Origin of the sequence: Desulfovibrio sp. (assembly GCF_019422935.1) — a bacterium.
In the GTDB taxonomy this organism is placed as follows: domain Bacteria; phylum Desulfobacterota; class Desulfovibrionia; order Desulfovibrionales; family Desulfovibrionaceae; genus Desulfovibrio.
The window spans coordinates 189,585-210,492 of record NZ_JAHZCJ010000002.1 but is presented as its reverse complement, the minus strand read 5'-3'; the positions used below and the strand labels follow the sequence as shown (position 1 = coordinate 210,492).

The window sequence follows — 20,908 nt, the reverse complement described above, 5'->3', positions numbered from 1 at the left end:
GATTGCCGTTCATGCCAGTTGCTCCCAGATATTCCAGAATTGCGGAAAGGATTTGCGCACCACCAGCGGGTCGTCCAGCAGGTCGCGTACGTTTGTTTCAGGCTGGCGCAGCCCCAGCAGGGCCAGGGACATGGCGATGCGGTGGTCGTTGTGGGCCGAGAGGGAAATTCCCTCGGGCAGACGCGGACAGTCCGGTTTGCCGTTGCCGCGTCCGGCCAGGCCGTGAATGAGCATGCCGTCGGAAAGCTGGTCAATGACCACGCCAGCCTTGGCAAGCTCTTGCGCCGGGGCGCTGATGCGGTCCGATTCTTTATAACGCAGATGGGCCACATTGCTGATGCGCGTGGAGCCCTGCGCAAAGGCCGCCAACACGGCCACGGTGGGAACGAGGTCGGGGCAGTCGCCCATGTCCAGCTCCACACCGTGAAGGGCGGAGGGATACACAGTGACGGAATCCTCCGTCATGGTTATGCGCGCGCCCATGCGTTGCAAAATGCCCAGCATGGCGCGGTCGCCCTGCAGGGAATCAGTGCGCAGACCTTCAACCCTCACGGGCTTGAGGCCCAGTGCGCCAGCGGCTAGCAGATAGGACGCGCCAGACCAGTCGCCTTCAACTGTGTAGTTGCCCGCGAGGTACGCGCCGGGATGGACTGTCACGCGCAGGCAGCCGGGATGCGCGGCCTTGAGCTCGCGCCATGTGCCAGGAGGCAGCATTTCCCACGGGGCATCGGCCTCGGCGCGGGTTTCCACGTCAAAGCGGATGCCGTAGTCGGTCAGGCATTGCAGGGTCAGCCCCACATAGGGCCAGGAGACGGCTTTTTGCCCGCCAAGCGTTACGGACAGGGGCGCAGGCCCCATGGGGGCCGCCAGCAGCAGACCCGAGAAATACTGGCTAGAAATATCCATGCCCAGGGTCACCTCGCCCCCGCACAGGGCGGGGTCAAGGCCCTTGGTGTGCAGCACCAGAGGCGGGCAGTCGGGCTTGCCTTCAAATGTGGCGGCAAGGCCCAGTTTTTTGAGGGCGTCCGTCAGTTCGGCAATGGGCCTTTCGTGCATGCGCGGCGCGCCGTGAATGCGGAATTCGCCCTCGCCAGCGGCCAGCACTGCGGTAAGCAGCCGACATGTGGTGCCGGATTCTTCCACATCACAGGAAAGGGGCGCACCCTCCGCGCCGCCGAGCGGCTTGCCACCCATACCAGTCACGCGCCACGCGCCGGAGGCCTGAGTGCTTTCGGGCAGGGTTTCCATGCTCGCCCCGGCCCCGCACAGGATGGCGCGGGTGCGTTCGAGGTCGCGGCTTTCAAGGGTATGCCGCACGGTGGAAACACCCTGCGCCAGCGCTGCGCCAATAAGATAGCGGTGCGAAACAGATTTGGAAGCGGGGGCGGTAACGCTTACCGTGGCCTGCTTTTCGGCCTCGGTGATGGTAGTGGTGCTCTGGCTCATGAGGCTGGCTGCTCCGGTGTTTCCGAGTGGAGGTCAAGACGGTCCAGTTGCGGCCCTGTGGGGTAGCTGCCCAGTATGCGGAAGCTGGTACAGACTTCGTGCAGTTTTTCCAGCAGGGGGGCGTAGCGGGGATCTTCGAGATCGCTTTCCACATCGGCAAAGAAAACGTATTTCCAGCGCTGACCGCGCAGGGGGCGCGATTCCAGCTTGCGCATGTTGATACCGTTGCTTGCCAGCAGGTCAAGCACGCTTGAGAGCGCGCCCGCCTTGTCTGCCGTGGTGAACAGCAGCGAAGTTTTGTCCGCGCCGGTATGGCCGGGCTGGGGGCCGCCCGTGCGGCTGCCCGAGCGCGCATCGCCGGGGCCGATGATCACAAAGCGCGTCCAGTTGCCGGGCTCGTCCTCAATGCGGCGGGCCAGAACGGCAATACCCATGAGGTCGGCCAGCTTGCCGTGACCAATGGCGGCCGCGTCTTCCTTGCCAGCGGCGTACTGGGCGGCGGCAGCGGTGGACTCCACCGGCACAAGGCCAGCACCGGGCAGATGGGCGCGAAGCCACGCTCCGCACTGGGCCAGGGGCTGTGGATGGGAATACACGGTGCGCACGGCTGCCAGCGAAGGCGCGTTGCTCAGCAGGCAGTGCGAAATGCGCGAGAACAGTTCGGCCTGAATATGCACATCGTACTTGAGGAACAGGTCAAAGCTCACGCCCACGGTTCCCTGAAGGGAATTTTCCAGCGGCACCACGCCGAGCTCGCACTGACCGGAAGCCACTTCCTGAAAGACCTGCGTAATATCGTTGCAGGGGCGGAACTGGGCGGCATGCCCTAGGTACTCCACGCCCGCAAAGTAGGAAAACGTGCCTTCCGGGCCGAGATAGGCCACATTCTGGGGCCGCTGCAAGGAGCGGGAAGAAGAAAATATTTCGCGCCAGATTGCCCGCAGATGATCCTCCGGCAGGGGGCCGGGGTTGCGCGTTGCCAGACTGTCCAGCACTTCCTTTTCCCGCAGAGGCTTGAAGATAATGCCCGGCACATCGGCCTTGATGCGTCCCACTTCAAGGCTCAGGGCCGCCCGCTGGTTAAAGAGCGTGAGCAGATCCTGGTCCACGGCGTCAATCTCGTGCCGGATGGCGGCAAGGCGCGCGCCCGCCTCATCAGGAGAGGCTGCCTGACGGCCTGCTGCGGCTACGGGGTGGCCCTTGGGCCAGTGGCTGTTGCTGTCGTCCATGCTTATATCTCCCGGATGTCTTCGCGGATGCGCATGCCAAAATGGCGACCGGCTTCGTCCAGGCGGCACAGTACGGTATCGCCGGGTTTCAGGCTCACCACGCTCACCGGTTCGCCGCCGGGGGTGGTCAGGCGGATGGTTTCGGCATTCTGCAAAAATACCGCGCCGGTTTTAACGCCGTCTTCGGTGGTGACCTGGGCTTCAACCAGCAGCATGGGGCGCACTTCAATCTTGACCCTGCCAAGGGTGGCAAGGCTTGTTTCGCCGTTGGCGTCCACGATCAGCACTTCCTGCCCCGCCTTGAACTCGCCAAGGTAGGTGGTTTTGTCGCCGGGCAGACGCACGTAGGCATGCACGGCCCCCGCATTGACCCTGAAGGGACGGGCTGCAACATATTCGTTGCGCTCGGTTTCCGCGTGCACAAGGAAGGTAAAGGCGCTGGAATTGCCCACCAGCATACCCTGGCCCTTACGCAGGATGGAGAGAGTGTCGGCGCAGACGCGATGCCCGAGGCCCACGGATTCCACGCGGGTGATCACGGCGGGCAGCAGTTCTTCATGCCCCTGCGAAAGCTTGCACTGGCTGACAATGGTCTTGAGATCGGCCACGGCCTCTCTGGATACAACAATGCCCGCCACACCGCGTTCCAAAATTCCTGCGGCAAGGCGGGCCTCGTCCAGCGTAGCGGCCTCAGCCAGAACGCTGTCGCTCTGGGCCAGAAGGTTTTCCACAGGTATTACCTCCCAGCCGCGAGCCAGAACCACACGCTCGCCCTTATGCAGCCGTTCGAGCACGGCTTCTTCGTCAGCCTTGACGTTGAGCGCCATCATGGCGGTATCTTCGGCAGCCCACACAGGGCAGCGCGAAAGACCGGAAACCTCTTCCACATGCTTGCGCGGCACAATAACGCCGTCCACGCCGGACTCCAGCGCCAGGGTCACATCGCCCTTGTCAAAGGGAACGCAGTTGAAATAGATGCGGGACATGCGGCTTATTCTCCTACAATTTCCATGGCCTGATCCACGGAAACGTTGTCGTGTACAATGGCGCGCAGGGCCTTGACCAGAGCAACGCGGTTGGGATGCTGGAAGACATTGCGGCCCACGGAAATACCCGCTCCGCCAGCGCTCAAAGAATCCTGAACCATCTGGAGGATCTGACGGGTGGAATCCATGCGTTCGCCACCGGCGATAACCACGGGCACGCAGCAGGCGGCCACTACTTCAGAGAAGCTTTCCGCATCGCCGGTATAGGGCACCTTGACGATGTCCGCGCCCAGCTCAACGCCCACGCGGGCGCAATGGGCAACCACATCCTTGGCGTAGCCGTTCTGAATCTGCGGGCCGCGGGCGTACATCATGGCCAGCAGCGGAATGCCCCAGTTGTCGCAGGATTCAGCTACGCGGCCCAGATCGGCCAGCATGAGGCGTTCATTGGGGTCACCCAGATTGACGTGAACCGAAACGCAGTCCGCGCCATGCTTGATGGCTTCTTCAACTGTGGCTACGAGGGTTTTGGTGTTGCCGAGGGGGGAAAGAGCGGTGGAGGCGGAGAGGTGGATGATAAGGCCGATGTCGCTGCCCGCGTTGCGGTGCCCGCAACGTACAAGGCCCTTGTGCATGAGCACTGCGTCCGCGCCGCCAGTTGCCATGTCGTTGACGGTGTCGCGCATGTCCACTAGGCCTTCAACAGCGCCTATGGTCACGCCATGGTCCATGGGAACAATGATGGTACGGCCATTTGTGCGGTTGATAATGCGTTCCAGGCGGATTTTTTTTCCAAGGTACATGGGCTCGCTCCTTTCAGTCTGCTGCTTTAAGGTGACCCGCGTGGGCGGGGTTTGCCGCATCTTTTCCGGCGGCCCATACAAAAAAAGGGCCGCTGGCTTGTTGCCTGCGGCCCGTTGAACTTTCTAACTTTTACGCGTCAGCAAAGCTCCCGACCACAGGCTCCGGTAAAGTACGCAAAATAATACCAGCTAAAGATGCCGGCGGCGTAGGAGGAGGTGTGGTTGGAAGAAATGCGCTGCATGAAAGTATCCTTAAAAATTTCTAGGTAAAAAGCTACGCGGCAAGCAAAAGTCTGTCAATAGAAAATTGAATTTTACATGCGATTTGTTCGCAAAGTCAGGCTGCGCCCCGTTCTGCGGGGTCAGAGGGGGCGTCCGGAGCTGTTGCTTTGCGCCGCAGCTTGCGCGTTTCAAGCCGTTTGAGCACAAAATCGCCGGGCTTGACTCCTTCCGGCACTGCCGACAGGGGAAACTCGGCCCGAGCCAGATTGCGGTGCCCGCCAGCCTCGCCCACATCGTGAAAGCAGGCGTCCGCAAGGCGGCCAATATCCCGCCCGCCATCGCCGCGAAAGATCACAATAACGGTCTTGTCCACCACGCCGCTTACGGCTATCCATCGCAGGCCGTGTACCCGCGTGAAAAAGTCCGCCACTGCCACCAAGAGGTCTGCGCTGTTGACCTCGTTGAGCGAGGCAAAGGCCCCACCGCCGCGGCAGTCGGCAAGGGAACGGAATGCGCGCGAAAATAGCGGCAGCCATTCCCGCAGATATTCGCTGCGCAGAATACGGCGCAGCAGGCCGTTGTCCGCATGGCGCGAAAGCCACTGATAGGCGCGAAAATCGTCCTCGCCGCCGGAGCGCTCAAAAGCCGCCGTGTCTGTGCGTATGCCGTACAGCAGGGCAGTGGCCAGCCTTGGGCCGGGGCGCATGCGCAGGGCCTTGAGATAGCGGGCCATCATGGTGCTGGTGGCGCCCATGTTGGGGCGAATATCGCGCAACAAAGCCGGGCCAGCCAGTGAGCATGCCGTAATGTTGCTGGCGGCGCGGGGCAGGGGATGGTGGTCAATGATGCAGTCAAAGTGCAGGCCCTGAAAGGCCTTGCTGTGGTGGGGCTGGGAATCCACCATGGCAAAGTGGGTGTACTGGTCGGCATTTTCAGGCTGCCAGGGGCGCACGGGGATGTTCAGGTAGCGGATCATGGCCAGATTGTCGGGCCGGGTCACCTCATTGATACGCGCAATGTCCACATTGTGCACCTTGTGGATCATAATACGCTTGAGCGCCAGCGCCGATGCCAGGGCATCGGGGTCGGCATTGATGAGGATGCACCAGCGGTCGTCCTTGCTGAGACCTGCCCGCCATTTTTGCAGCAGGGCGATGTGGTCTGTGGCGCCAGCCATGATTCTCCTTGAAAGTTCTTCTGCGAAAGCCCGCTTGCGAAAGTGCGTTTACCAGTGTTCATGCGCCGGAATGCGGTTGCGCAAGCGCCTCCAGCACCGGCAGGGATGCGACCAGGCGATCCCAGTTGAATATCTCGACCAGATGCACTGCTGAATCGGGGATACGCTGCATGAGGGCGGCTGCGGTCTGCGCCTGCCCAGGCGTAAAAGCCGTGAGGGACAGATGCCGGTCGCCGTCGCCGGGGGCGCTCCAGTGCGTCATGGTCGCCTGCTCTGGCAGGGTCGAAACCAACAGGTTTTTTTGACCATAGCCCAGGAGGTGCCCTACGTCCAGACACAGGCCCAGTCCGTGATCCTGAAGAAATCCATTTCCAAGACAGGCAATATCACTGTGGGCAACGTTTTCCAGCAACAGCGGGACATTGCAGATGTTTTTCCAGTGGTGCGTAAAACCTGCCAGCAGGCGGCGTTGCACCATGGGCGAACCTTGGGGCGGGTGCAGCACGGCGTAACGCGGCTGAAGAAAGGCCGCCTTGCCAAGTACGGACATTGCCAATTGCGCGGCCCTACGGGCAGGATGCGCGGCGCTCTTGCTGGCGGGCCAGGGCAGGTCAACGGGCAGATGCACATGCCAGCGCAGGGGCAGGGTTGCCAGGTCGGGCGGCAAATCCTGCGGGCCGTAGTCCAGACAGGACTGCGCTTCAAAAAAGCACAGGCCCACCTCGTCCACCTTGCCAGCCAGAAAGCGCGCGTTTTCCGCCACTCCGGCGGGCAACACAAAAGAGGGCGCGGCCAGGCGGCCTGCAAAGCGTGCGGGCCGCAGATGCGTTGTGTCTGGCTGGAGCGTCTGGTCGCCTGAATCTTGGGACATGGGGTGTTCCTTGTGCGCGGCATGTGACGTCGGCCATGCAGCCACCATGCACAAAGGGGGAGATTTCTGGAAAATCTCCCCCTTTATCATTCTGTAATTGCGGGATGCTACACCAGCTTGGTGCTGCTCCAGCCGTGTTCCTTGGCTGCGGCTTCGGTCTTGGGCCCGCCCAGAACGCAGGTGGATCCGTTGCGCGCAACCTCGGCCAGCACCTCGGCAAATTCGCGGAAGTGCTTTCCGGTGGTGGAAAGGATTTCTTCGCGCATGAGTGCGCGGGCGGCATCGGTGTCGTCCGTAAGCCAGCGCGAGAGGGACTGCGCACCCTTGGCGTCGGGCAACAGGTAGCTGTCCAGATCGCCCACCGCGCCCACTATGGCCTGGGTGAGCTGGGCCTTGTCCGGGCTGAAGGTGCGCAGGTATTCGGCCATGCCGTCAAAGGCCGCCAACGTGTCGTCAACGTTGGGGTCGCGGTATGAGGCGCACACAAGGGTGCCGCCAAGGCGGTCAAGATTGCAGAACGCGCCGTACGCGCCGCCGCGCACGCGCACGCGCTCCCACAGGTAGCCCATGCGCAGGCTGCGCAGGATAACGCTGGCCGAGCCGTGGTATACATAGCCCTGATCATAGATGTTGGCGGCCTTGCCCACATAGTTGATCTGGGCCGGGGCAATGAAGGCTTCGCCCTTGGGCAGTTCCAGGGGGGCGCTGCCAAAGTCCGTTGACGCCCCTGCCCGCGCGGGCGAAAGCGAGCGCAACAACTGGCGGGCTTCCGTTTCTACCAGGGCGAGACCCTGCGCCTCTGCGGTGCAGTCCACGATCGCGCCGGGGCGGGCAATGATGCGCGCGCGCAGTTCTTCAAGATCGCTCAAAACTGACTGCGGTTCGGTGTCCATGCGTTCCAGCAGGGCGCGCACGCTCTCAAGATAGCTCAGACCCGAGGTGCGTTCGGCAACGGCGCTTGCGCCGTTGAAGCGCGCCCGCAGGCGGGCGCTGACCGCCGCATGCCCGGCGGACTGCAAACCGTGCTCCAGCCGGGCCTTGCCTTCCAGCAGCATCTGGCCCAGGCGTTCGCGCAACACGTCGGCGTCCGTCAGGGGTTCCAGCAGAATCTCGCGGGTCAGGGCAAAGAGGTCGGGCAGCTTGTCGTACACGGCCTTGCCCGACACGCCCAGGTAGCCAAAAGTCTTGCGGCTGCCGCGCACAAGGCCCACCAGCGTTTCAGCGCCAAGGCCGCCCGTCTTGGCGGCCATGAGCGCGCCAAGCTCCGTAAAGTCGCGCTTTGCGGTGCCCGTTTCGGTGAGGGAACGGGCAAAGAGCGGCAGCAGGGGCACGAGTCTGTCCGGCACATTGGCAAGGGGCAGCAGCAGGGTTGCGTAGGCAATACCCTGTGTTGGCAATTCGTGCGTCAGGAATGTTTCGGGCAGTTCCGCCACGGCGCGGGGGAGCAAGGCGTTTTCACGCGGCAGGTCTTCAATCCCCAGGGCCGGGATGGTCGCAAGGGCATCCGGGCTGTCGGGCGCGCTCTGGGCTTCCATGAGGCGGGCGGTTTCTTCCACCATTTTGGCGCGGGCCTCGGCATCGGCGGCGGCCTGCACGGCGTCCACGCGGGCCTTTTCCGCCTCTTCGCGGGTTTTGCCCAGCTTGGTGTCGGGCAGCAGCACCACGGTGGCACGGTGCTCGTTGTTAAGGAACCAGTCCTTGATGGCCTGTTCAAATACGGGTTCGCCAGCCTCAATGCGGGCCTTGAGGGCGTTGAGCGGAGCCTCCCAGGCCAGAGGGGCCAGGGGGTCTCCATCATACAGCCATGTGGTCAGCGACTGCACCATGGCCGAAAGCCCACGGGGGAAGCGCCCGGAATTGTTTTCACGGTAGGCGAATTCCACGCTGTTGACGGCGGCTTCCACTGCCGAGCGGGGGATGCCTTCTTCCGCCAGTTGGGCCAGGGTGTCAAAAATAAGCAGTTCGGCCTGCTGCACATCGCGCGGGGCCACGCCCTTGAGACCGGTAGAGTAGTACATCTGGCGCAGGTCAGTCTCCAACCCGCAGCCGGTGGTGTCTTCACCAAGGCCGGAGGCGATGAGCGCCTTGCGCAGGGGGGAGCCGGGCAGGCCTTCAAGGATATGCTCGAGCATTTCCATCAGCAGGGCCTGATGCACGTCCCCACGCTCGCCCAAAAGCCAGTTGACCGTGAACAGCGCGCGCTTTTCGCCCTTGGAGGCGGCATAGGCTACTTCGATCTGCCGTGGGGTTTCCAGACGCGGCTGCAAAGGCACGTCGGAATTGACCGGTCGGGCCGTGTAGCCCTCAAGCGCTGCTGCCGTCAGGCGCAGGCGCTCGTCTTCCGGGTCGTCGCCCCAGAAGAAAAAGCGGGCGTTGCTGGGGTGGTAGTAGCGGCTGTGAAAATCGTAAAAGGCCTCGTAGGTGAGGTCGGGGATGTTTTCCGGATTGCCGCCGGAATCAAGGCTGTAGAGCGTATCGGGGAAGAGCGCCTGCTGGCTCTGCTCCGCGAGGACGGAATCGGGCGAGGAGTAAACCCCCTTCATCTCGTTGTAGACCACGCCCTTGTATGACCACGGGCCATCGGGCGTTTCGGCCTCCACGTGCCAGCCTTCCTGCCGGAAGATATCTTCATCGATGCGCGGGTGAAACACTGCGTCTATGTAGACGTCAATGAGATTGTAAAAATCGCGCAGATTGCAGCTTGCGATGGGGTAGCAGGTCTTGTCGGGAAAGGTGAAGGCGTTAAGGAAGGTTTGCAGCGATCCCTTCATCAGCTCCACAAAGGGTTCCTTGACGGGATATTTGTCCGAGCCGCAAAGAACGGAGTGCTCCAGAATGTGGGCAACGCCTGTGGAGTCGGCTGGCGGCGTGCGAAAGTTGACACCAAAGCACTTGTTTTCGTCAGAGTTATTAATGGAAAGCAGTTGCGCGCCGGTGGCCTCGTGCCGCCACAAACGGGCGGTGCCGTCCACTTCGTGCAGATGCTGTTCTGTAAGAAGAGTGAATCCGTGCTTGTTCATGATGAATCCTGAAGTGTTGATGTGCAGCGCCGCTTGAGGCGCAGCGTGAACTCTAACTATAAGTATAGATGCACCGTTTGAAAAGGGGCGCTGCCAGCGGGCGCGTCATGCCCGGCTTGTGACCCGGCTCCCGGCGTGATACTGAAATCAGCCCGTGCCCTTGCGCGGGGCCGCAAATTTTTGATTGAGCGAGATGATATGAACATGAACTGCAAGTCCTGTACAGGCGGGTCTGCACTGGCGGAAAAGCTGGTGCTCTGGTACATTCCTCTGGCTTTTGCCGCCTTGTTCATATGGGGCAGCGTGTTGCAGATGCGCAGCTTTGTCATCAATGATGCGGATTTTGGCTACTTTATTACGCAGATCTGGCGGGTCTGGAACGGCTGGGACTGGCAGGCTCCTTTTTCCAACGTCTATGAGGGCAAGCCCTTTTACGCCCACCATTGCACCCCCCTGACGGCCCTGCTGGCCCCCCTTGTGGGGCCGTGGAAGAGCCCGTACCCTCTCAGCGTTCTGCAAGGCGTGGCGGTGGGGTCAATGGCCTTCATTCTGCCCCGGCTGGTGCGTACCCTGCATGAAGAAGCGGAAGGCGATACGCCTTCCGGCAACTGGGTGTGGACGGCAGGTTTTGCGCTGCTTCTTTTCTTTTTTTCCCGTCCGGTGCTCACGCCGTGGTCGCGGCAGGTTCACTATACAACACTCGTCACACCCATGCTCATGCTGGCCGTGCTCATGCTGCACAAGCGCCGCTGGTGGGCGCTGGCCGGATGCTGCCTTGTGGTCTTTCTGGCGCAGGAGCGCGCCGCGCCCAGTATTTTCTGCCTGGGCATGTATGCCTTTTTGCTGTTGGGGCAGCGGCGTGTCGGCGCGGTTTTATGCCTGTGTTCCGGCCTGTGGTTTGTCACCGCAACAAAAGTATGGCTGCCCTACATGCGCCAGCTTGCGGGCGCGGGCACGGGCTATGCCTTCAGCCATTTTGTAGATGTGCGCGGGCAGTGGGATCTCAAACTGCGATACTATATCCAGTTGTTGGCGTACTCGTGGTTTTTGCCCCTGCTTGGGCGCAAGGCCTTGCTCTGCCTGCTGTGCACGTTGCCCTATCTCGCCATGGTGGCTGTTTCCGGCTACAGCCAGATGTGGGCTATGGCCGGGCAGTATGAGGATTTGCCCGGTGTGTTCCTGATGCTGGCCATCTGCCACGCCTGCATGTGGGTGCAGGGCAAACTTCGCCCCGCCGTGTGGAAAAAGTTTCTGCCCGTCGCCGGGGCGGCGATGGCCGTCATCATGCTGGCTACGCAGACGGGTTGGTACAATCCGGCTGTGACAGTGGCCCGGCTGCTGCAACACCCCGATGCTCAGGCCCATGCGCGCCTTCGCGAAGCTCTGGGGCAGTTGCCGGATTTCCCCCCGACTGTGCGTGTGTGGGCGCAGTCAGGCCTTGGGCCGCACGTATTTTATCCCTACCAGCGCTATACCGCCGACATATCGCACATGGACGGCCCGCTGGACGACAGCGTGGTGATGATTTCACCCTATGCGGGCACGGCCTACCTTGCCGGCGGCGGGGGCGGGGTGTCGCGTGAGGAATTTGAGCGGGCGGCAGCGTTTTTTGACGCGCATCCCGATCTTGTTCGCGTAAAAAATAGTGATGTTCTGGTAATTTATGCAGGAAAGGGGCTGAGCGAAACCCGGCCCGAGCTTGTGCAGGGGCTGAACCGTTAGGCCGATCTGCGGTTTGCGCGGAAATTTCCGCATCAATGCTTGCTATTCGCAAGGTGATAGTGTATTGACTCCCTTTCCATCAAGCACACCCAAAGGCAGCGGCCCGGGGTGCCCGGTGGGACGGCGCGTGTGGCGTCGTCCATTTTTTGCGCCCAAGGACGGCTTGTCCCTCCTGGGTGTGGACATCGGGTTGCAGGGTCAGGGCATGGGTGGAAGAAGTTAACCCTTTGGAGGAATCCCAATGGCTTATGTCAGCATGAAGCAAATGCTGGAAACCGGCGTGCATTTCGGTCACCAGACCCGCCGCTGGAATCCCAAGATGCGTCCTTACATCTTTGGCGCCCGCAACGGCATCCATATCATCGACCTGCAGCAGACCGTCAAGCTGTTCCGCGTCGCCTACGACAAAGTGGTCGACACTGTTGCCAAGGGCGGCAAGGTGCTGTTCATCGGTACCAAGCGTCAGGCTCAGGAAGCCGTGGCCGCTGAGGCTGGCCGCGCCGGTCAGTTCCACGTGACCAACCGTTGGATGGGCGGCACGCTCACCAACTTTGTCACCATCCAGAAGAGCGTGGACCGTCTGAAGAAGCTGGAAGCCATGTTTGGCGACGGCACCATCAATCGCTACCAGAAGAAGGAAATTCTGCTTCTGGAACGCGAAATGAAAAAGCTCGAGGAAACCCTTGGCGGTATCAAGAACATGGACCGCATTCCCCAGCTAGCCTTTATCATCGACCCGCACCGTGAAGACATCGCCGTGAAGGAATGCCGCAAGCTCGGTATCCCGATCGTGGCCGTGACCGACACCAACTGCGATCCCGATGTCATTGACTACATCATCCCCGGCAACGACGACGCCATCCGCGCCATCAAGCTGTTTGTGGCTGCTTTCGCCGAAGCCTGCATGGAAGGCGAAGCCATGAACAAGGATCACAAGGGCGAAGTCGTCAACGCCGAAGAAGCCATGCAGAAGGCCGAAGCCGTCGCCTCCGCTCCGGAAGCCGCTCCCGCCGAATAGCAGGCCTTTCCATATTCCGTATCCTGGGGGCGGCGCAACCTGTAAAGGCTGCGCTGCCCCCGTCTGGATGAAAGATTGCGCGCCGCGCTTCGCGGAGGCCGCGCAACCGATCAGGCATTTACAAAACTCCGGCTTGGGGCCGGACAGCGTGTGGAGTATACTATGGCTATCACTGCACAATTGGTTAAAGAACTGCGCGACATGACCGCCGCAGGCATGATGGACTGCAAGAAAGCCCTGGTGGAAGTGGAAGGCGACCTGGAAAAGGCCGTTGACTGGCTGCGTCAGAAGGGCATGGCCAAGGCTGCCAAAAAGTCTGGCCGCGCCACCAGCGAAGGCCTCGTGACCGTGGCCGCCACTGCCGACAACATGCACATCGCCATGGGTTCGCTGCTTTGCGAAACCGACTTTGTGGCTCGCGGCGAACAGTTCCAGACCATGGCCACCCGCGTGACCCAGGTTATCCTTGAAAAGGCTCCTGCCGACGCCGCCGCTCTTGAAGCCCTTCTGGGCGAAGAAGTGACCCAGCTCATCGCCTCCGTGGGCGAAAACATGCAGCTTGGCAAGTTTGCCCGCTTCAGCAAAAAGAGCGCCAACGACGTGGTGGGTCAGTATGTCCACGCCAACAGCAAGATCGGCGTACTTGTGTACCTGACCTGCGGCAAGGCCGAAAGCGCCGCCAAGCCCGAAGTGCTGGAACTGGCCAAAAACCTCGCCATGCAGGTTGCCGCCGCCAGCCCCCTGGCCCTTGACGCCGCCAGCCTTGATCAGGCCGCTGTGGAGCGTGAACGCGAAGTTTACCGCCAGAAGGCCATTGAAGAAGGCAAGCCCGCCCAGATCGTGGACAAGATTGCCGACGGCGCGGTGAAGAAGTTCCAGAAGGAAGTCTGCCTCATGGAACAGCCCTACATCCGCGACGACAAGAAGACCATTTCCGACATCGTGCGCGAAACGGGCAAGACCATCGGCGACGAAATCTCCGTCACCGGTTTCGAGCGCATCCAGCTTGCTGCCGAATAGGCACAGCACTGCGCCGGATTACGGCACATAAGTGTACGCCTTCTGGCCATGCACGGTTTTATGGGGGGCCTTTGGCCCCCCATTGCGTTTGACAAAGTCAACGCAACCAGAAATCATGCACTGACAGCGCCTCGCGGTGTCGTCGGGCGCGCATGGTTTTCAAATCCCGCCAGGCGGGAATTGCTGTCTGCTGGGGCCTCTGGCCCCTTTTTTATTACGGAAACGCGGCATGGCCGCCGGAGAAAATATGTGGGATCTGGCATGGGTAACTGACCCCGCAGCCTGGGCTGGCCTGGGTACGCTGGTGCTGCTGGAAGTGGTGCTGGGCGTAGACAACCTGGTTTTTATTTCCATACTTGTGAACAAGCTGCCGCAGGAAAAGAAGCGTCAGGCCTTCATGACCGGCCTTGGGCTTGCCCTGCTCATGCGTATGGTGCTGCTGGCCTTCATGGCGCGGCTGGTTGCCCTTACCGACCCCCTGTTTACCCTGGGGGGGCACGGCTATTCTGCCCGCGATCTTATCCTTATGGCTGGGGGCGTGTTCTTGCTGCTCAAGGGCACAATGGAACTGCACGACAGGCTTGAAGGCCACGCGGGCAGGTTCGATACCAGCGGGCCGCAGGCAGGCTATTGGCAGGTAATTTTTCAGATCATCATTCTGGATGCCGTGTTCTCGCTGGATTCCATCATTACATCCGTGGGCATGGTGGACCACGTGTTCATTATGATGCTGGCGGTGCTGGCGGCCATGGTCATCATGGTGCTTGCCGCAGCCCCCCTGCTGGAATTTGTGGAGCGCCACCCCACGGTCATTGTGCTGTGCCTGGGTTTTCTGCTGATGATCGGTCTGAGCCTGCTGGCCGATGGCCTCGGCTACCACATTCCCAAGGGCTATATGTACGCGGCCATTGGGTTCTCTGTACTGGTGGAGGCCTGCAACCAGTGGGCCTTGCGTAGCCGCCGCAGGCGCTACAGCATGCGCGATATGCGCGAATCCACGGCACGGGTCATCCTGAACCTGCTCGGCGGGGGCGTGCCCGGCGGCGGCGAGGCGCAGCTGGAGGCAGCGGCGCTGGCCGGTGACGCCGGGGGGCAGCTCTTTGCTCCCATGGAGCGGGACATGGTAGCCCGCGTGATCCGCCTTGGCGGGCGCACTGCACGTTTTATCATGATCCCGCGTCAGCGCGTGGACTGGCTGGACAGCAATGCCGACCGCGCCACGGTCACGCGTTTTGCGGCGGCCTCGCGCCTTGCCTGGCTGCCTGTGCAGCGGCGCGATACGGACGAAGTGCTGGGAGTGGTGCACCCTGGTGAAATCCTGCAACAGGAGCAACAGGGTATAGGCAACCGCGAGTGGAATCTGAAAACCTACGTGCGGCCCGCGCCCACCATATTCGAGCACACGCCGCTGACGACCCTGCTGGAGGATTTTCGTACCAATCCCGCGCCCCTGGCCTTTGTGCGGGATGAATACGGCAGTGTTGTGGGCATCATCACCCCTGCGGAACTGTTGAGCGTGCTTGCGGGCCAGATGGGCGACATGCCCGCCGGGCCGGAGGTTTGCCGCAGGCCTGACGGCAGTTGGGTTCTGCCGGGGCGTCTGGCTGTTGACCTATTTGCAAGCTGGCTTGGGGTGAGCCTGCCGCGCCGTCTGTGCAGCGCCACCCTCGGGGGGCTCATCATGGAGCGCCTTGGCCGCATACCGGAAAAAGGCGCGCGCTTGCGCTATCAAGGCTGGGATCTGGAGATAACCCGCATGGATCGCCGCCGTATTGACGAAGTGCGCGCGGTCAAGTTGCTGCTGCCTCATACCGAGGGCAAAAAACGTAAAAAATAAATTGTCGGGCTGAACTGGTCTGACATGTTGACATCTTGCCGGGTGCGGGCGTAGGGTCTCAAACATGAGCATGAACACACAATCTTCTTTCCGCCACGTAGCGCTGCTATCCATTATGTGCGCCGTAGTAGTACGGTGTCACACTTTGCGCGCGTTCTGAGCAGGGAAGATCTAAGGTAGTATTGCAAACCCCGCCGGCGCGAGTCGGCGGGGTTTTTTTAGTCCGCACCGCCGCCGACAAGCCTCACCATCGAAAAGGAGTCTTGCGGCGATGTTACGTCTTTCGGGAGCAGAACTCACCATCCGCCTGCTGGAAAACCAGGGTGTCACTCACATTACGGGCATTCCGGGCGGTTTCAATCTTCCTCTCTACGATGCCCTCGGGCGCAGTGGAACCATCCGGCATATCCTCGCTCGCCACGAGCAGGGCGCAGGCTTCATAGCGCAGGGCATGGCGAGGGTTACGGGGCGTCCCGGCGTTATCTTTGCCACTTCCGGCCCCGGCGCCACAAATACGCTTACGGCGCTCGCCGATGCGCGCATGGACTCCGTGCCCCTTGTCTGCATTACTGGGCAGGTGCCCCTGAGCATGATTGGCACCGATGCCTTTCAGGAAGTGGACATCTACGGCATGTCCATTCCCGCCACCAAGCACAACTTCATTGTGCGCTCCATTGACGAACTGCTGCGCGTGATTCCCGAGGCCTTTGCCATTGCCGCAGGCGACCGCCCCGGCCCCGTGCTGGTGGATATCCCGCGCGACGTGCAGGTGGCTGTTGCTGAATTGCAGGAGCTGCCCGCCGCCGGAACCCCCGCGCCCATGCCGCAGCCAGACCCGCAGGCTCTTGCCCGCGCGGCGGAAATGATGAACGCCGCTAAGCGTCCCCTGTTGTTGCTGGGCGGCGGCACGTCTTCTCCCGAGGCTTCGACGGCGGTGGTTTCCTTTATGGAGGCCCGGCGTATCCCTGCCGTCATGTCCCTGCGCGGGCTGGGCACCGTGCCGCACGGGCACGAGCTGGCCGTGGGCATGCTTGGCATGCACGGAGCGCGCGCCTCCAATATGCTGGTGGACGAATGCGATCTGCTCATGGTTGTGGGCGCTCGTCTTGGCGACCGCGCCACGGGCAGACTGGATGGGTTTTGCCCCAAGACGGGCCTTATCCACATTGATATTGATGCCTGCGAGGTGGGCAAGCTGCGCGTTCCGCAGGTGGGCATTACGGCGGACGCGGCAGAGGCTCTCACGGCCCTGCTGCCCCTGTTGCGCAAGACCGACCACGAGCCGTGGCTTGAGCGCGTGGCAGCATGCAAGGCGGAGCACGGCCTGCGTTTTGACCGCACGGATGAGGTCTGCTCGCCCTACGGCATCATCAGGCACGTGGCGGACGCCCTGCACGGCAAGGGCATCGTGAGCACAGACGTGGGCCAGCACCAGATGCGCGTGGCTCAGGCTTACCCCATGATGCAGCCCCGGCAGTGGCTCACCTCCGGCGGGTTGGGAACAATGGGCTTTGGTCTGCCTGCCGCCATTGGCGCTGCGCTGGCAAAACCGGAGGAAACCGTGGTCTGTTTTTCCGGCGATGGCAGCCTGCTCATGAATATCCAGGAAATGGCCACGGCTGTTGAAAATCAGGCCAACGTCAAGATTATCCTGTGCAACAACAGTGGATTGGGGCTGGTACAGCAACAGCAGGATCTGTTCTTCGGAGGGCGGCTGTTCGGCTCGACCTTCACGGCAGGCACGGATTTTGTGCGCATTGCCCAGGGCTTTGGCATGCCTGCCATCTGTCTTAACAACGAGCGCGACCCCCGGGCCGTGCTGGAAAAGGCACTGGGTACGCCCGGCCCATGCCTGCTTGAAGTGCGCATGAGCGCAGAAGAAAAAGTTTTTCCAATGGTGCCGCCAGGAGCGGCCAACAGTCAGATGATAGAGGGGGTTAACGCATGAACGGTTCCGTGACGAGCGCGCTTACAACTTTGCACTTGAGCGTCAACAATCATCCTGGTGTGCTTTCACACGTGTGCGGCCTCTTTGCTGGCCGCGCCTACAACCTTGAGGGCGTGCTTGTCACGCCGGAAGCAGACGGCGATACCTGCCGCATGTGGCTGGTGGTCAAGGACGACGGGCGCATGGAGCAGATAGTCAAGCAGGTGCGCAAGCTGCACGATGTGCTGGATGTGCAGGTGGGGCATGCGGAACCGACGGTTTTCAACCGCCTGGCCGGTTGCCTTGAATGCTGAGTAAAAACAGGGCGCGGTGCGTAACAACGTAACACCGCGCCCTGCTTAACAGTCTGTCCACGGGCTGTGCCCCGGTTTGCCTGCGTTTGATGGACGCGCGGGCAGGTCGGAGTGCAGCCTTTTTTTATTCAGTCAGCAGGCTGGCCCCCGGCCCGCCGTCATAGGGCACGCGTTCAAAGACCTTGCGGCGCGGCGTCAGGCTGATGTGGTAATACTGGTTTTGCGGAATATAGATAAAGGGTACGTCTTCGTTGCGCTGCCGTAGAAAGAGCGAAAGCAGCACCCGGTTGATGGCCTGATGCCCCACAATGAGCAGGGGGGCATCCCCGGCCAGAAAAAGCGCCCGCCGCAAACCGCGTTGCACCCGTTCACGCAGCAGGGCGTAGCTTTCGCCATTGGGGTAGGTGTAAGTGTATTTGCTGGCGTTGCGGCCTTGGGTAACCTCGGGCATGCGTTCGCGGATTTCGCTGTAGAGCATGCCTTCGCAGTCGCCCGCCCAGATTTCGTCAAATTCCTTAAAGGCCATGGCATGAGCCTCGGGGCGCTCGGTCAGCAGCGGGGTTGCCGTCTCGTGCGAGCGAATGCGCGTGGAGGTAAACACCCACTCAATGGGCTTGTTACGCAGGTGGGCGGCCAGGGCAAGCGCCTGGGCGCGGCCCGTGGCTGTGAGCGGCGGGTCGCCGCCGATGCGCCCCCGCAGGTTGAATTCCGTCTGCCCGTGGCGCGCCAGATACAGGCACTGAATCCACACGCTGACAACCATTTCGCGGATAGCGGGATAGTAGGGTGAACTTTCGCAGGGGCGCTCGTCCAGAATGCGGTTGGCGGTGGAATCAACGCGCAGCCAGTATTTTTCGTCCTGCAATGGCTCGTAAATGGTTTCATAGTAGCTGATGCGCTTCATAAAGCTGGCAAGAGCTTCTTCTTCAGTATACGAGGCGTATTCCGGCAAAGTGGTCTTGCGGCGTATGCAGGCATTGAGCAACAGCTGGTCTTCATTGACGCATTCCACAAAGAGCACCGGGTAGTCGGTGAGTGTGGTTTCTATGAGGTGCCTGCGCGCGCGGCTGACATTGGTGGCGTCAAGGATGGCCACCTCGCCGTCCTTGGCAAGCCATTCGCGGGCAATCTCCATGTTGCGCATGCAGATCATTTCGCGCGCATCGCGGCCCAGCTTGTTGTTGGGATCGTAAAAGTTGGGGTCGGTGGATTCCGCGCCAATGAGCGCGCGGCGCATGTCGCCGTTGTTGAACAGCTTTGCGGCAATGCCCTCGGTCACAAGCCCATCGCGGATGCGCTTTGCCAGAGTGGATTTTCCCCTCGCGGGCAGACCGACCATGGCGACATAAAGTTTCTGCATACGACCTCCGTTGCCGCATGGTAGGAGAAAAGAGAAAAAAATAAAAGAACTCTGCGGGATGGGGCGGGTCGCTCCTTGCCTGCCCGCGATAGCGGTAGTATCATGCAATAAACATATTTACCTGCCGAGTTTTGACATGAGCATCACGGCCTTTTTCAGAACGCTGGCTTCCCGGCCACACTGGGCCATCCACAGTGTCTGGCTGGTCGTGCTTGCTGTCGTGCTCTGCGCCAATGTGGTGGACGATTATTTTTTACTTCAGAAAAATGATCTGCGCTTGCTGCTCTCTGAAAGCAGCATTGCCGTCAATATTGTCAAAATGGAACTAGGCGGCATCACGCATCTTCTGGACACTGTGGAAAGCACGGTCATTGCCACCTGGAACGATGACCAGCTTGCCGACCAGCTGCAAGGTCTGATGCAGGATAATCCCTTTGTCGCAGCCCTTGCTGTTGAACTCAACGGTGTTCCCCGTGCCTCCACTGGCGCAATCCCTTCTGCGTCCACAGCCGTTTTTTCCCGTTCCACCGCAAGGGATGGAATCCCTTCCGTATCTGTAAGCATTGCCTTGAAACCAGAATTCTGGGGATACAAACTGGCGTATGCGTTCAACCGCGCAGATGCTAAAGTTGCCGTCTATACAGCCTCTGGCCGCCCTTTGCTGCCCTTTGCCAACCTGGACAACGCTGAAAATGCTCTTTTGGCGGAGAGTATTGCAAACATGGCACCCGATGCGGCAGCGTTGCACACCCAGCCCCTACGGGCTGATGGGGCGCGGGCCATGCTTACCTTGCAGCAGGCGGCCGCGCCTTTTCTGGTGGGTGGCCCCCTGGTGGTGGGAACAATCATCAGCAGCGAAAACAGTTATGCCCACTGGCATAGCGACCTGCTCACACAGGTGCTGATATGGCTGGCGGCGGCAGTGCTTTCTACCTCTCTCCTGCTGGTGGAAGCGGGCCGCCGCCGCCTTTCTGAACTCTCCACGGAAAAACTGCAAAGCGCCATGCGCTCCCGGGACAAGTTCATCAGTATCCTGATGGACCACGCGCCCATCATGGTGTCTTATTGGGATGCGGAGAGGCGGTGCCATTACGCCAACAGGATGTACAGGGCATGGTTTGGCAAAAGTGAAGAGGAGATCATCGGCATTGACGTGCAATCCTTGCTGGGCGAGGAACTGCTTGCCAGATGCGCCCCCCTCATTGATGCGACCCTGCGCGGCGAACCGCAGGATTTTGAGCAGGAAAGAGCCAGGGCCGACGGCTCAACAGGCTATGTGCTGTCCCGCTACATACCGGATATGGATGGGCGGGAGGTGCGAGGCTTTTTTGTTATTGCCTCTGACATTACAGAACTCAAGCAGACGCAGCAAAACCTGGAAAAACGCATTGAAGACCTGTATTCGCTGGCGACCACAGACGCGCTTACGGGCTTGAACAACCGCAGGAATCTGCTGGAAAAAATTCAGTTCGAGATTGAAAGGGCCAAACGCTACGGCCTGAGCATGGTCTTCTTTATGCTTGATATTGACCATTTCAAAAAGATTAACGACACGTACGGGCATGACACGGGCGATGCCGTGCTGAAAGGGCTTGGCGCGTTGCTGCACGACACCATGCGTACCTCTGACCATGTGGGACGCCTTGGCGGCGAGGAATTTGGCATCTTGCTGGCCAGTGTTGTCCCCCCGCAGGCAGAAGTCATTGCGGAGCGCTTGCGCAGGCGCGTGGAAGAAATGGTCGTGTGGCACAGCGAAAAGGAAATCCGCTTTACAGTTAGCATTGGTCTGGCGGATTTGCAGACAAACGTGGAAAATCCCCTGGAAAACATGATGAAGCGGGCAGACCTTGCCCTCTACCGGGCCAAGAACGGCGGGCGTAATCGCGTATGCCTTGCGGAAAATTTGTTGCCGCCCGGCGCGGAGAATTCTGAGGGGCAGGGTTTTGGCGTATAAAA

General features: G+C 60.9%; 15 protein-coding genes. 7 read left to right on the top strand and 8 right to left on the bottom strand.

Annotation, left to right across the window (positions count from 1 at the left end; all coding sequences use genetic code 11):
- Window positions 1-9: 9 nt before the first annotated feature.
- The 7 genes from QZ383_RS04045 to QZ383_RS04015 all read right to left on the bottom strand — a co-directional run bounded on the left by QZ383_RS04045 (window position 10) and on the right by QZ383_RS04015 (window position 9,754).
- On the bottom strand, window positions 10-1,446 hold the full coding sequence (locus QZ383_RS04045) for a 3-phosphoshikimate 1-carboxyvinyltransferase (protein ID WP_291443255.1): 1,437 nt from the start codon (window positions 1,444-1,446) through the stop codon (window positions 10-12).
- Complete coding sequence (gene pheA, locus QZ383_RS04040) at window positions 1,443-2,675, bottom strand: prephenate dehydratase (RefSeq protein ID WP_291443254.1); 1,233 nt, start codon at window positions 2,673-2,675, stop codon at window positions 1,443-1,445. The genes QZ383_RS04045 and pheA overlap by 4 nt, the downstream gene beginning before the upstream one ends.
- Window positions 2,676-2,677: 2 nt before the next feature.
- Window positions 2,678-3,661: a 3-dehydroquinate synthase II family protein gene (locus QZ383_RS04035; protein ID WP_291443252.1), complete on the bottom strand. Its 984-nt coding sequence runs from the start codon at window positions 3,659-3,661 to the stop codon at window positions 2,678-2,680.
- 5 nt (window positions 3,662-3,666) lie between these two features.
- Entirely contained in the window at window positions 3,667-4,464 is a 798-nt protein-coding gene (locus tag QZ383_RS04030; RefSeq protein WP_291443250.1) for a 2-amino-3,7-dideoxy-D-threo-hept-6-ulosonate synthase, read from the bottom strand.
- A gap of 337 nt (window positions 4,465-4,801) precedes the next feature.
- Entirely contained in the window at window positions 4,802-5,863 is a 1,062-nt protein-coding gene (locus QZ383_RS04025; RefSeq protein ID WP_291443249.1) for a DHH family phosphoesterase, read from the bottom strand.
- A 58-nt stretch (window positions 5,864-5,921) separates the two neighbouring features.
- Complete coding sequence (cbiR, locus tag QZ383_RS04020) at window positions 5,922-6,734, bottom strand: cobamide remodeling phosphodiesterase CbiR (RefSeq protein WP_291443247.1); 813 nt, start codon at window positions 6,732-6,734, stop codon at window positions 5,922-5,924.
- 107 nt (window positions 6,735-6,841) lie between these two features.
- Window positions 6,842-9,754, bottom strand: a complete 2,913-nt coding sequence (locus tag QZ383_RS04015; RefSeq protein ID WP_291443245.1) for an insulinase family protein — start codon at window positions 9,752-9,754, stop codon at window positions 6,842-6,844.
- 204 nt (window positions 9,755-9,958) lie between these two features.
- Here QZ383_RS04015 and QZ383_RS04010 point away from each other — a divergent pair, with 204 nt between their 5' ends.
- The 6 genes from QZ383_RS04010 (at window position 9,959) to ilvN (ending at window position 17,592) form a co-directional block, all read left to right on the top strand.
- Window positions 9,959-11,476, top strand: a complete 1,518-nt coding sequence (locus QZ383_RS04010) for a DUF2079 domain-containing protein (protein ID WP_291443243.1) — start codon at window positions 9,959-9,961, stop codon at window positions 11,474-11,476.
- Between the two features lie 241 nt (window positions 11,477-11,717).
- Window positions 11,718-12,494, top strand: a complete 777-nt coding sequence (rpsB, locus tag QZ383_RS04005; RefSeq protein WP_291443241.1) for a 30S ribosomal protein S2 — start codon at window positions 11,718-11,720, stop codon at window positions 12,492-12,494.
- Window positions 12,495-12,656: 162 nt separating this feature from the next.
- Entirely contained in the window at window positions 12,657-13,514 is an 858-nt protein-coding gene (gene tsf / locus QZ383_RS04000) for a translation elongation factor Ts (RefSeq protein WP_291443239.1), read from the top strand.
- Between the two features lie 247 nt (window positions 13,515-13,761).
- Window positions 13,762-15,351: a transporter associated domain-containing protein gene (locus QZ383_RS03995; RefSeq protein WP_291443237.1), complete on the top strand. Its 1,590-nt coding sequence runs from the start codon at window positions 13,762-13,764 to the stop codon at window positions 15,349-15,351.
- A gap of 271 nt (window positions 15,352-15,622) precedes the next feature.
- Window positions 15,623-17,299 carry an acetolactate synthase large subunit gene (ilvB, locus tag QZ383_RS03990; RefSeq protein WP_291443235.1) on the top strand — a complete coding sequence of 559 codons (1,677 nt, stop codon included), beginning with the start codon at window positions 15,623-15,625 and terminating at the stop codon, window positions 17,297-17,299.
- Window positions 17,296-17,592 carry an acetolactate synthase small subunit gene (ilvN, locus tag QZ383_RS03985; protein WP_022657648.1) on the top strand — a complete coding sequence of 99 codons (297 nt, stop codon included), beginning with the start codon at window positions 17,296-17,298 and terminating at the stop codon, window positions 17,590-17,592. Before ilvB ends, ilvN begins: the two co-directional genes overlap by 4 nt.
- Window positions 17,593-17,716: 124 nt before the next feature.
- On the opposite strand, the gene QZ383_RS03980 is transcribed toward ilvN, so the two are convergent.
- Window positions 17,717-18,952 (bottom strand): 6-phosphofructo-2-kinase/fructose-2,6-bisphosphatase, encoded by a 1,236-nt coding sequence (locus QZ383_RS03980; protein ID WP_291443233.1) that lies wholly within the window; start codon window positions 18,950-18,952, stop codon window positions 17,717-17,719.
- 136 nt (window positions 18,953-19,088) lie between these two features.
- Here QZ383_RS03980 and QZ383_RS03975 point away from each other — a divergent pair, with 136 nt between their 5' ends.
- Window positions 19,089-20,906, top strand: a complete 1,818-nt coding sequence (locus QZ383_RS03975; protein WP_291443231.1) for a GGDEF domain-containing protein — start codon at window positions 19,089-19,091, stop codon at window positions 20,904-20,906.
- Window positions 20,907-20,908: the final 2 nt, after the last annotated feature.

Coding starts and splice junctions, on each gene's coding strand:
- QZ383_RS04045 (WP_291443255.1), bottom strand. CDS start 1,446: ATGAGCCAGAGCACCACTACCATCACCGAGGCCGAAAAGCAGGCCACG.
- pheA (WP_291443254.1), bottom strand. CDS start 2,675: ATGGACGACAGCAACAGCCACTGGCCCAAGGGCCACCCCGTAGCCGCA.
- QZ383_RS04030 (WP_291443250.1), bottom strand. CDS start 4,464: ATGTACCTTGGAAAAAAAATCCGCCTGGAACGCATTATCAACCGCACA.
- QZ383_RS03980 (WP_291443233.1), bottom strand. CDS start 18,952: ATGCAGAAACTTTATGTCGCCATGGTCGGTCTGCCCGCGAGGGGAAAA.
- ilvN (WP_022657648.1), top strand. CDS start 17,296: ATGAACGGTTCCGTGACGAGCGCGCTTACAACTTTGCACTTGAGCGTC.
- QZ383_RS04035 (WP_291443252.1), bottom strand. CDS start 3,661: ATGTCCCGCATCTATTTCAACTGCGTTCCCTTTGACAAGGGCGATGTG.
- cbiR (WP_291443247.1), bottom strand. CDS start 6,734: ATGTCCCAAGATTCAGGCGACCAGACGCTCCAGCCAGACACAACGCAT.
- QZ383_RS04010 (WP_291443243.1), top strand. CDS start 9,959: ATGAACTGCAAGTCCTGTACAGGCGGGTCTGCACTGGCGGAAAAGCTG.
- rpsB (WP_291443241.1), top strand. CDS start 11,718: ATGGCTTATGTCAGCATGAAGCAAATGCTGGAAACCGGCGTGCATTTC.
- QZ383_RS03975 (WP_291443231.1), top strand. CDS start 19,089: ATGAGCATCACGGCCTTTTTCAGAACGCTGGCTTCCCGGCCACACTGG.
- tsf (WP_291443239.1), top strand. CDS start 12,657: ATGGCTATCACTGCACAATTGGTTAAAGAACTGCGCGACATGACCGCC.
- ilvB (WP_291443235.1), top strand. CDS start 15,623: ATGTTACGTCTTTCGGGAGCAGAACTCACCATCCGCCTGCTGGAAAAC.
- QZ383_RS04025 (WP_291443249.1), bottom strand. CDS start 5,863: ATGGCTGGCGCCACAGACCACATCGCCCTGCTGCAAAAATGGCGGGCA.
- QZ383_RS03995 (WP_291443237.1), top strand. CDS start 13,762: ATGTGGGATCTGGCATGGGTAACTGACCCCGCAGCCTGGGCTGGCCTG.
- QZ383_RS04015 (WP_291443245.1), bottom strand. CDS start 9,754: ATGAACAAGCACGGATTCACTCTTCTTACAGAACAGCATCTGCACGAA.